Source organism: Pseudomonas sp. VEM90 (assembly GCF_054611535.1).
This window is the reverse complement of record NZ_JBTRAR010000004.1, coordinates 72,533-84,043: the sequence shown is the minus strand read 5'-3', so window position 1 is coordinate 84,043 and position 11,511 is coordinate 72,533. Positions and strand designations below refer to the sequence as shown.

Sequence of the window (11,511 nt, the reverse complement as noted above, 5' to 3'; positions counted from 1 at the left end):
GAGGGTTGCTCGTGATTGTTAGTCCCCAAAAAGCATCAAGAATCCCCGGCGTTCGGCTGCGCAAGGCGCTGATGGCCAGTGTGGCTATGGTTGGCCTGATGAGCGCGGGCCAGCTGTGGGCATTCAATCTTGACGATGTTGCAGCCAAGGCAAAGGATCTGGCCGGCCAGAAGTACGACGCACCCAAAAGCAACCTGCCGGCCGTATTCCGCGACATGAAGTTTGCGGACTACCAGAAAATCCGTTTCCTGCAGGAAAAGGCCGAGTGGGCCAAGGACAAGACCCCGTTCAAGCTGTCGTTCTATCATCAGGGCATGCACTTTGACACCCCGGTGAAAATCAACGAGGTCACCGCCACCAAGGTCCGGGAAATCAAGTACGACCCGGACCGCTTCGAGTTCGGTGACGTGCCGCACGACCCGGAAACCACCAAAAACCTCGGTTACGCCGGTTTCCGCGTGCTGTACCCGATCAACAAGGCCGACAAGCAGGACGAGATCATGACCCTGCTTGGCGCCAGCTATTTCCGCGTAGTCGGCAAGGGCCATGTGTACGGCCTGTCTGCCCGTGGCCTGGCCATCGACACCGCACTGCCATCGGGCGAAGAGTTCCCGCGCTTCACCGAGTTCTGGGTTGAAAAACCCAAGCCAGCCGACAAGCACCTGGTGATCTACGCGCTGCTGGATTCGCCGCGCTCCACCGGCGCCTACAAGCTGATCCTGCGTCCGGGCAACGATACCGTGGTCGACGTGCAGTCCCGCGTGTTCCTGCGTGAGCATGTCAGCCGCTTGGGCATTGCGCCGCTGACCAGCATGTACCTGTTCGGCCCCAATCAGCCGTCCAAGGTGCTCAACTACCGCCCGGCACTGCACGATTCCGAAGGCCTGTCGATTCACGCCGGCAATGGCGAGTGGCTGTGGCGCCCGCTGAACAACCCGAAACACCTGGCCGTGAGCAACTTCAGCGTCGAGAACCCGCGTGGTTTCGGCCTGATGCAGCGTCAGCGCGCGTTCAGCGACTACGAAGATCTCGACGACAACTACCAGAAGCGCCCAAGCGCCTGGATCGAGCCGAAGGGTGACTGGGGCAAGGGTAGCGTGGACCTGGTCGAAATCCCGACCGCCGACGAGACCAACGACAACATCGTGGCCTTCTGGAGCCCGGAGAAACTGCCGGAGCCAGGTAAACCGTTCGAGTACGCCTACCGTATGCACTGGACCATTGACGAGCCGAAGTTCCAGGCCCCTGATCTGGGCTGGGTCAAGCAGACCCTGCGTTCCACCGGTGACGTCAAGCAGTCCAACCTGATCCGCCAGCCAGACGGCAGTGTGGCGTTCCTGGTCGACTTCGCCGGCCCGGCCCTGGCCGCCCTGCCGGAAGACACCGCCGTGCGCAGCCAGATCAGCGTGGGCGACAATGCCGAGGTGGTCGAGAACAATCTGCGCTATAACCCTGAGACCAAGGGCTGGCGCCTGACCCTGCGCTTGAAGGTCAAGGAAGCCAACAAATTGACCGAAATGCGTGCCGCGCTGGTGCGTGATGTACCGGTCGAGCCCGCCAAGCCTGCCCAGGACGCCAAGCAGGACAAGGCCGCAGCCAAGCATGCCAAGGCCGAGAAAGCCGTCAAGGCCGAACAACCTGCCGCCGATGCGGCGTCCACCAACGGGGCACCGGCCACCACCGAGAAGGTGTTGACCGAGACCTGGAGCTATCAGTTGCCTGCCGATGAGTAACTCAAGCGCAAGGCCGGAGTCGCTTGGCGAGTACCTGGCCCACCTACCTCTGACCGACGAGCAGCGGGCTGAACTTGCCAGCTGCACTTCGTTCAGTGAGCTGCACCAACGCTTGGCGGCCAAACCGGCCGCCAGCTCTGCCGAGGCCGTGCAGGCCTCGGTGGGCCCGCGCCTGACCGTGGGCAGCGCCGCCGAACTTGAAGACGCCGAAATGCTCGGCGTCGATGGCAGCGGCCGCCTGTGCCTGAAGATCGCCCCGCCGATCAAGCGCACCAAGGTTGTGCCCGAGCCGTGGCGCACCAATGTGTTGATCCGCATGTGGCGGCGCATGACCGGCCGCACCAACGCCCCGCAGCCGCCCAAACGCGAACTGCCACCGGCCCGCTGGCGCACGGTCGGCTCGATCCGCCGTTACATCCTGCTGGCACTGATGATCGGCCAGACTATCGTCGCCGGCTGGTACATGAAAGGCATCCTGCCGTATCAGGGCTGGTCGTTCGTCGACCTCGACGAAATCCTCAGCCAGTCGCTGTGGGACACGGTGGTGCAGGTGTGGCCGTATGCCCTGCAGACTTCCATCCTGATCCTCTTCGGCATCCTGTTCTGCTGGGTGTCGGCGGGCTTCTGGACCGCGCTGATGGGCTTCCTCGAGCTGCTCACCGGGCGCGACAAATACAAGATTTCGGGCAGCAGTGCAGGCAACGAGCCGATCGCGCCCGAGGCGCGCACCGCGCTGGTGATGCCGATCTGCAACGAAGACGTGCCGCGGGTGTTCGCCGGCCTGCGCGCAACGTTCGAGTCGGTGGCCGCCAGCGGCAACCTCGACCGTTTCGACTTCTTTGTGCTCAGCGACACCAACGACACTGACATTGCCGTGGCCGAGCAACAGGCCTGGCTGGATGTGTGCCGCGAAACCAAAGGCTTTGGTCGCATCTTCTACCGCCGCCGTCGGCGCCGGGTGAAGCGCAAGAGCGGCAACCTCGACGACTTCTGCCGTCGCTGGGGTGGCGAGTACAAGTATATGGTTGTACTCGACGCCGACAGTGTCATGAGCGGCGAGTGCCTGAGCAGCCTGGTGCGCCTGATGGAGGCCAACCCGGACGCCGGCATCATCCAGACCGGGCCGAAAGCCTCGGGCATGGACACCCTGTATGCACGTATGCAGCAGTTCGCTACCCGCGTGTACGGCCCACTGTTCACTGCCGGGCTGCACTTCTGGCAGTTGGGTGAGTCGCACTACTGGGGCCACAATGCGATCATCCGCATGAAGCCGTTCATCGAGCACTGCGCCCTGGCGCCGTTGCCGGGCAAGGGCGCGTTCGCCGGTGCCATCCTTTCCCACGACTTCGTCGAAGCTGCGCTGATGCGCCGTGCCGGCTGGGGCGTGTGGATTGCCTACGACTTGCCGGGCAGCTACGAAGAACTGCCGCCAAACCTGCTCGACGAGCTCAAGCGCGACCGCCGCTGGTGCCACGGTAACCTGATGAACTTCCGCCTGTTCCTGGTCAAGGGCATGCACCCGGTTCACCGTGCGGTGTTCCTCACGGGGGTGATGTCTTACCTGTCGGCGCCGCTGTGGTTCCTGTTCCTGGTGCTGTCGACAGCGCTGTTGGCGACCAACACGCTGATGGAGCCGCAGTATTTCATCGAGCCGTACCAGCTTTACCCGCTGTGGCCGCAGTGGCACCCGGAGAAGGCCGTGGCGCTGTTCTCCACCACCATCGTGCTGCTGTTCTTGCCCAAGCTGCTTAGCGTCATCCTGATCTGGGCCAAGGGCGCCGTCGAGTTCGGTGGGCGAGTCAAGGTCACCTTGTCGATGCTGATGGAGATGCTGTTCTCCATGTTGCTGGCACCGGTCCGCATGATCTTCCACACCCGCTTCGTGCTGGCCGCGTTCCTCGGCTGGGCTGCGACCTGGAATTCGCCGCAGCGTGACGACGACTCCACGCCGTGGGGCGAAGCCGTGCGCCGACATGGCCCGCAGACGCTGCTGGGCATTGCCTGGGCCGCACTGGTGGCGTGGTTGAACCCGAGCTTCCTGTGGTGGCTGGCGCCTATCGTCGGTTCGCTGGTGCTGTCGATCCCGGTATCGGTGATTTCCAGCCGCACCCGCCTGGGTCTGGCGGCCAAGGACGAGAAGCTGTTCCTCATCCCCGAGGAATACGCCACCCCACAAGAGCTGCTGGCGACCGACCAGTACACCCACGAAAACCGCTGGCATGCCTTGCATGATGGCTTCGTGCGGGCCGTGGTCGACCCGAGGCAGAATGCCCTGGCCTGCGCCATGGCTACTGCCCGCCATGGCCAGGCGGCACCGATCGAAGCGTTGCGTGCAGAGCGCGTTGCCAAGGCGATTGAAGTCGGGCCGAAAGGCCTGGACCTCAATACGCGCCTGGCCCTGCTCAGCGATCCGGTGGCACTGAGCCGCCTGCACGAGGAAGTGTGGGCCGAGCACAATGCGGCATGGATCGATGTGTGGCGTGCGTCGATCAACAATGACCCGCATTCGCCGCTGTTGCCGTTGCATCCGGAAAGCGCAGGCCAACCGAGCCTCGTCGGCGCCTGATCGGGCCTGTTCGCGGCGGATCGACGCCCCGATGGACCTGATCCTAAAGGGTACCTGACAGGGCCTCTTCGCGGGTGAACCCGCTCCTACCAGGGATACGCATTCCCTTGTAGGAGCGGGTTCACCCGCGAAGCTTTTTGCCCTAGCCCCCCATTTTGGCCAACAAAGTCCCCCCGCGGCTCTAGGTCCTCGGGCCGCCATGCGTTAGCATCCCTCTCCGATACGACGCTTCGGCCAGCACGGCCGTGCCAACACAATAAGATTCGCTACTTTTATTGCTAGGGGACTTGGTGATGATCAAGAAATACCTTTCGCGACTGCTGGTCGGTGTGACCGCCCTGGTCGCCGTGACTGCGGCCCAGGCGGGCGCCATCGATGATGCGGTCAAGCGCGGCACCCTGCGGGTGGGCATGGACCCGACTTACATGCCGTTCCAGATGACCAACAAGCGTGGCGAGATCATCGGTTTCGAGGTCGATATCCTCAAGGCCATGGCCAAGTCCATGGGCGTTAAGTTCGAGGCGGTGTCCACCGCCTATGACGGCATCATCCCGGCCCTGCTGACCGACAAGTTCGACATGATCGGCAGCGGCATGACCCTGACCCAGGAGCGCAACCTGCGTCTGAACTTCAGCGAACCCTTCATCGTGGTTGGTCAGACCCTGCTGATCCGCAAGGAACTGGCTGGCGAGATCAAGTCGTACAAAGACCTGAACAACGAGAAGTACCGCCTCACTTCCAAGTTGGGCACCACAGGTGAAATGGTCGCCAGGAAGCTGATCAGCAAAGCCAAGTACCACGGCTACGACAACGAACAGGAAGCGGTCATGGACGTGGTCAACGGCAAGGCTGACGCCTTTGTCTATGACGCACCGTACAACGTGGTGGCGGTAGATAAAGCCGGCGCCGGCAAGCTGCTGTTCCTCGACGAGCCCTTCACCTACGAGCCGCTGGCCTTCGGCCTGAAGAAGGGCGACTACGACAGCATCAACTTCATCAACAACTTCCTGCACCAGATCAAGCACGACGGGACCTACGATCGTATTCACGACAAGTGGTTCAAGAACAAGGACTGGCTGAAGGAAATGGAATAAGGCCCAGGCCACAAGCCCGGCTTTATGACCCCGACGCGCAGGCAAACCCTGCGCGTTCGCATTTACGGAAGTACCCCACGTGATCAAACACAAGAAAGCCCAGTGGCCCTGGCATGGGTTGACCGCCCTGGTCCTGGTGGGCCTGGCGCTCAGCCTTTACATGGCCACCTCGATGATTTCCTACGAGTGGCGCTGGAACCGCGTACCGCAGTACTTCGCCTACAAGGCCGAGGACGCACAACGCGCTGCCGGTTACGGCACTGTGCAGGAAATCGTCATCTCCGGTGACAACGCCCGCGTCACGCTGAAGGACGAAAGTGGTGCCGAGCAAGTGCTCGATGTGGCCAAGGACAGCCTGCAACTGAGCCGCGGCGACGATGTTGCCGAAGGCGACCAGATTGGCGTAACCCGCCACTGGGCCGCTGGCCCGCTTGCGTGGGGCCTGTGGACCACCTTGTGGATCTCGGTGGTGTCCGGGGCGCTGGGCCTGGTGATCGGCCTGTTCGCCGGATTGTGCCGGTTGTCCAACAACCCGACCCTGCGCGACCTGTCGACCGTGTATGTCGAACTGGTGCGCGGCACGCCGCTGCTGGTACAGATCTTCATCTTCTACTTCTTCATCGGCACCGTGCTCAACCTGTCCCGCGAGTTTGCCGGGGTGGCGGCACTGGCATTGTTCACCGGTGCTTACGTGGCCGAAATCGTCCGCGCTGGCGTGCAGTCGATCGCCAAGGGCCAGAACGAGGCTGCCCGGTCGCTGGGCCTGAACGCTGGCCAGTCGATGCGCCATGTGATCTTGCCGCAGGCGTTCAAGCGCGTGCTGCCGCCCCTGGCCGGCCAGTTCATCAGCCTGGTCAAGGACACCTCGCTGGTGTCGGTGATCGCCATCACCGAACTGACCAAGAGTGGCCGTGAGGCCATCACCACCTCGTTCTCTACCTTCGAGATCTGGTTCTGCGTGGCAGGCCTGTACCTGCTGATCAACCTGCCGCTGTCGCACATTGCCAGCCGGCTCGAACGGAGGCTTGCGCAAAGTGATTGAAGTCCGTGACCTGCTGAAAGTCTTCGACACCCGTGGCCAGGTGGTAAGGGCTGTGGATAACGTCACCACTCAGGTCGCCAAGGGCGAAGTGGTGGTGGTGCTCGGCCCGTCGGGGTCGGGCAAGTCGACATTCCTGCGCTGCCTCAACGGCCTGGAGCATTTCGACCAAGGCCATGTGGCCATCGATGGCCTGCAACTGGCCGACCCCAAGACCGACATCAATGCCTACCGCCGCGAAGTCGGCATGGTGTTCCAGCACTTCAACCTGTTTCCGCACATGACCGTGCTGGAAAACCTGTGCCTGGCGCAGAAGGTGGTGCGCAAGCGCAACAAGGCTGACCGCGAGGCCAAGGCCCGGGCGCTGCTGGAAAAGGTCGGTATTGCGCAGAAGGCCAACGAATTCCCGTCCCGGCTTTCTGGCGGTCAGCAGCAGCGGGTAGCGATTGCCCGGGCCCTGGCGATGGACCCGAAAGTGATGCTGTTCGACGAGCCGACCTCGGCGCTCGACCCGGAAATGGTCGGTGAGGTGCTGGACGTGATGAAGACCCTGGCCCAGGAAGGCATGACCATGGTTTGCGTCACCCACGAAATGGGCTTTGCCCGTGAAGTGGCCGACCGCGTGCTGTTCTTCGACCACGGCAAACTGCTGGAAGACTCGGCACCGGCCGCGTTCTTCGCTGCGCCGAAAGACCCGCGTGCGCAGGCATTCCTGCGTCAGGTGCTGTAACCGCGCCGGTTTCTTCACGGGCAAGCCCGCCCCTGCATGTCCATCACTGCCTTGAAGGGGGTGCTGTACCTGTGGGAGCGGGCTTGCCCGCGAAGAGGGTGACGTGATGTCAGATGCTGAACCGCCCCACCATCCCCCGCAATTGCTGCCCCAGATGCTCCAGCTCTCCACTCGAGGCTGCTGTCTGCTCACTGGCGGCACTGGTCTGATCCGAGACATCCCGCACATTGATCACGCTTCGATTGATCTGCTCGGCCACCACGCTCTGCTCTTCACTGGCGGTGGCGATCTGCTGGTTCATGCCCTGAATGCTCGACACCGTGTCGGTGATCTGGCTCAGCGCGTGCCCGGCTCTACGGCTCAGATCCACGCTCTGTTCGGTCAGGCTCTTGCTGCTGTCCAGCAAGCGGGTTACTTCGTCGGTACCGTTGTGCAGACTGTCTATCAGTTGGCCGATCTCCTCGGTCGCCGTCGACGTGCGCTGAGCCAAGCCGCGTACCTCATCGGCCACCACGGCAAAGCCACGCCCGGCTTCACCGGCCCGTGCCGCTTCGATCGCCGCGTTCAGCGCCAGTAGGTTGGTCTGTTCGGACACCGACTTGATCACATCGAGGATGCTGCCAATCCGCTGGCTCTCGCCTGCCAGGTGCTGCATGGCCGCCAGGCAATGGTCCATCTGCCCGGCCAGTTGTTCGATACGGCCGATGGCTTCGGCTACTACCTGGTCACCCACCTGTGCCTGCTGGTCTGCGTTGGTCGCGGCCAGCGAGGCTTGTTCGGCGTTCTGTGCCACTTCCTGCACGGTGGCACTCATCTGGTTCATGGCAGTGGCCACCTGGTCGGTTTCCTCGCGCTGCTGATTGATGCGCAGCTTGGTGTCTTCGCTACTGGCCGCCAACTGCGTGGCGGCCTGTGACAGCTGACCGACACCCTGATCGATGCCACCGATCAGCTCGCGCAGGCTCAAGGTCATCTCGCGCATACTGGTTTGCAGCTGGCCCATTTCGTCGCGGCGTTGCACGGTATCAACCTGGCTCAGGTCACCCTTGGCGATGCGGGCGGCCACAGCCAGCGTCTGGCGCAGCGGCTGGGTGATCTGCAAGGTGATCAGCCAGGCGGCCAGCGCCCCTACCACCATTGCCAGCAGTGCCACACTGGTCAGCAGCGACCGGGCGGCCAGGGCCTCTCTGTCGCGTTGTTCGACCTTGCGTTTGCCCAGTTCGAGGCTCACCGTTCGCAGCTCGTTGCCCATGTTTTCCATGCTGTTCTGCAACTGCTCGACACGAACGGCGGCGCGGCGGTACTGATCCAGGCTGGCGCGGTACTTGCTCAGCTCGGCACCGGGTTGCTCACTGATGGCACGTGGCAAGCTCAGCGGCGCAAGGCCTTCAAGCAGTTGCGCAAGGCTACTGTCGGCAGCGTCCAGGGCGCTATCACCGACTTTGGCAAAATCCTCGACCGGGACGAAGGTGTAGGCTGGAACCAGGCTTTGCTGATTGGCACCTTCGACATGCCGGCTGAGGGTGTCCATAAGGCCCAGCACGCCACTTTGCTGACTGTCGTCAGGCATTTTCAGCAAGGCCTGGGTCTGCAGTTCGTCAATCGCCTCGCTGAGTGCATGTTCCTGCGACTGCAGGGCTTCACGCAGGGCCAGACGGCTGGCGACGCTGCGCTGCAGTTCGCTGAAGTTGTCGCGCAGGCTCTGCAACAATGCCATTTTTTCTGTCAGCAACTGCCGTGACTCATCGACGTTGCTGCGTTGCTGCAGGGTGGTCAGCATGCTGTTGAGCTGGTCGAGGATGTTGCTGATGCGCGCTCTGCTGGCATCGTCGTTGAGCACGCGGTAGGTGATGCGTTCCGCGCGCAGGTCTTTTGTCAGGTCGTTGATCAGGCCTATTTCGCTGAGTTGCTGTGAGCGCACGATGGCACCATCCAGGGCACGCCAGCCGCTGATGGTGGTGGCCAGGGTGAGCAGCAGGACCACGGCGAAGCCGAGGGCCAGCTTGGCGGCGACACTGATGTTGCCGAGCTTGCGGTTGAGGGAGCCAAGCATGGGGAATCTCCGAGCGAGTGAGAGAAAGGATGCAGGCGCATGGCTGGCATCACATCTCTGCCCATCGGCAGCGGAGCTGTAGGACTTGACCTGATAATCAAGTAGGAAATTTCGCCGCGAACAGTAGGATACATAGGAGCGGGTTTGCCCGCGAATACGGTGGTGCCGGCAACGGTGAACGGCGGGTGGAGATTGGCCAGCAGGGCCGGCCCATTCGCGGGTGAACCCGCTCCTACGACGGCCTGTACATGTGTGTAGGAGCGGGTTTACCCGCGAATAGGCCCGACCGGGTGACCGCTAGTTCAGATCACAGCCTGAACCGCCCAACCAACCCTTGCAAATGGGTCCCCAACCGCGCCAGTTCCACGCTGGAGCTGGCGGTCTCCTCACTCGCCGCGGAGGTCTGGTCGGAAATATCCCGCACATTCATCACGCTGCGGTTGATCTCCTCGGCCACGGCCGTCTGTTCCTCGGCCGCCGTGGCAATCTGCTGGTTCATCGCCTGAATCGACGACACCGTGCGGGTGATGGTTTCCAGCGAGCTGCCGGCGCGGCGGGTCAGCTCGACGCTGCTGTCGGTCAGTTGGCGGCTATTGTCCATCACGCTGGCCACCCGTTGGGTGCCGCTTTGCAGGCCGGCAATCAACTCCTCGATCTCTTCGGTCGATTGCTGTGTGCGTTGAGCCAAGCTGCGCACTTCGTCGGCAACCACAGCAAAGCCACGCCCGGCCTCACCGGCGCGTGCCGCTTCGATGGCCGCGTTGAGGGCCAACAGGTTGGTTTGCTGGGCCACCGATTTGATCACGTCGAGTACGCTGCCGATCTTGTCGCTTTCGGTCTTGAGCAGGTTCATCGCTTCGCTGGAATTGACCACTTCGCTTGCCAGGCGCTCGATCTGTGCCACCGCCTCGCCCACCACGCGATCGCCCTCGCGGGCCTGCTGGTCGGCCATCAAGGCGGCTTCAGAAGCCTGTTCGGCATTGCGTGCCACATCGTGCACGGTGGCTGTCATCTGGTTCATGGCCGTCGCTACCTGGTCGGTTTCGACCTTCTGGTTGTTGACTCCGGCGCTGGTCTGTTCTGTCACCGCCGACAGCTCCTCGGCAGCGCTGGCGATCTGCGTGACGCCGTCGCCAATGCCGCCGATCAGCTCACGCAAGCCCTGGGTCATGCGATGCATGCTGGCCTGCAATTGGCCCAGTTCGTCGCGGCGTTGTACTTGCAGGCTCTGGGTCAGGTCTCCGCTGGCCACACGTTCTGCGGCGCGCAGGGTTTGGCGCAGAGGGATGATGATCTGCCGGGTAATGGCCCAGGCAGCCAGCAGGCCAAGGGCCAATGCCAGCACGGTGGCGACTGTGAGCAGTGTTTTGGCCTGCGCGGCCGCGGCATTACGCACCTCGGTTTGCGAGGTGGTCATCGTCTGGCTGGCCTGCAGCAGTACCGTGCCTTGTTCAGCCATGCTTTGCAGCGCTTGCTCACTGGCACGCTGGGCGTCGCCGAACTGGGTCACGGCATCGCGGTAGCCGCCCATGGCCGTGGCGGCATCATCCAGGCTGGCAGCATGTTCGGCTGGCACTTTGGCCGGCAGTGCGCGCAGCTCGGCCAAGGCCTGGTCGATGGCTTTCAGTGCCGTTTGCTGGAAGTCGGCATTGCCGCTGTAGGTGTAGCCACGCACCTGGAAACGCGCTTGTTGCAGCAGGGCGCTGACGTCCACCGCGTGCTGGTACTGATTGATGTCTGCACCCTGCAGCAGGCTGCGCTGTACGCGGCCAATCAACTCCACGACTTTATCGGCGCTGCTACCCAGTACATCACGGCTGGCTTCGCGGCGTTGGTCGGCCTGCTTCAGCTCGTTGAATGCCTGCTGGTAGACGCGCACTGCCTCGCGCTGTTGTTCGAGGCGCTGGCGGTCGGCGGGTTGCTCGATCTGGCCAAGCATCAGTTGCACCTGGCGGTCGAGGTTGCTCAGGGCTTTTTCCAGCTCTGCCAGCGAAGCGTCGTCGCGGCGGCGATCATAGAGCTGGCGGGCGATGCGCAGTTCCTGGGTGTATTGCTGGACGACAGAGATATTTCCCAGTTTGTCGCCACGGTCGATGATGCTGTCCATGCCGTGCCAGCCGACCAGGGTAATGGCCAAGGTCAACAGCAGCACCAGGCCGAAGCCCAGCCCCAGTTTGCGATTGACGCTCACATTGCCCAGCGATTGGGCTAACCATTGATACATGTTCGACTCCCCGGCGGCTTGGCAGCACAAATAATTGTTTTGTTGCCAAGGCCATCGGCCCGGGAGAGGGAA

Annotated in this window: 7 protein-coding genes and 2 pseudogenes; 5 read left to right on the top strand and 4 right to left on the bottom strand. The window is 62.7% G+C overall.

Features of this window, described 5'->3' with window-relative positions; genetic code table 11:
- Window positions 1-11 precede the first annotated feature (11 nt).
- The 5 genes from ACYCCG_RS06030 to ACYCCG_RS06010 all read left to right on the top strand — a co-directional run bounded on the left by ACYCCG_RS06030 (window position 12) and on the right by ACYCCG_RS06010 (window position 7,162).
- Window positions 12-1,733 carry a glucan biosynthesis protein G gene (locus tag ACYCCG_RS06030; protein ID WP_392460880.1) on the top strand — a complete coding sequence of 574 codons (1,722 nt, stop codon included), beginning with the start codon at window positions 12-14 and terminating at the stop codon, window positions 1,731-1,733.
- Window positions 1,726-4,299, top strand: a complete 2,574-nt coding sequence (mdoH, locus tag ACYCCG_RS06025; RefSeq protein ID WP_459669731.1) for a glucans biosynthesis glucosyltransferase MdoH — start codon at window positions 1,726-1,728, stop codon at window positions 4,297-4,299. The genes ACYCCG_RS06030 and mdoH overlap by 8 nt, the downstream gene beginning before the upstream one ends.
- Window positions 4,300-4,595: 296 nt before the next feature.
- Window positions 4,596-5,393: a transporter substrate-binding domain-containing protein gene (locus tag ACYCCG_RS06020; RefSeq protein WP_033730273.1), complete on the top strand. Its 798-nt coding sequence runs from the start codon at window positions 4,596-4,598 to the stop codon at window positions 5,391-5,393.
- A 79-nt stretch (window positions 5,394-5,472) separates the two neighbouring features.
- A complete protein-coding gene (locus tag ACYCCG_RS06015; protein WP_209969536.1) occupies window positions 5,473-6,435 on the top strand; it encodes an amino acid ABC transporter permease in 963 nt (320 codons plus the stop codon).
- Window positions 6,428-7,162, top strand: coding sequence for an amino acid ABC transporter ATP-binding protein (locus tag ACYCCG_RS06010; RefSeq protein ID WP_003249271.1), 735 nt, complete (start codon window positions 6,428-6,430; stop codon window positions 7,160-7,162). Before ACYCCG_RS06015 ends, ACYCCG_RS06010 begins: the two co-directional genes overlap by 8 nt.
- A gap of 109 nt (window positions 7,163-7,271) precedes the next feature.
- Here the strand turns inward: ACYCCG_RS06010 and ACYCCG_RS06005 are convergent, their stop codons facing one another.
- From ACYCCG_RS06005 to ACYCCG_RS05990, 4 genes and pseudogenes are all read right to left on the bottom strand, one after another.
- Entirely contained in the window at window positions 7,272-7,976 is a 705-nt protein-coding gene (locus ACYCCG_RS06005; protein ID WP_392514121.1) for a methyl-accepting chemotaxis protein, read from the bottom strand.
- 198 nt (window positions 7,977-8,174) lie between these two features.
- Window positions 8,175-9,215: pseudogene (locus ACYCCG_RS06000) on the bottom strand (methyl-accepting chemotaxis protein); the annotation flags it as partial.
- Between the two features lie 307 nt (window positions 9,216-9,522).
- Window positions 9,523-10,236 (bottom strand): methyl-accepting chemotaxis protein, encoded by a 714-nt coding sequence (locus ACYCCG_RS05995; protein ID WP_373604727.1) that lies wholly within the window; start codon window positions 10,234-10,236, stop codon window positions 9,523-9,525.
- 141 nt (window positions 10,237-10,377) lie between these two features.
- Window positions 10,378-11,322 (bottom strand): annotated as a pseudogene (locus ACYCCG_RS05990) (methyl-accepting chemotaxis protein); the annotation flags it as partial.
- Between the last annotated feature and the right edge of the window lie 189 nt (window positions 11,323-11,511).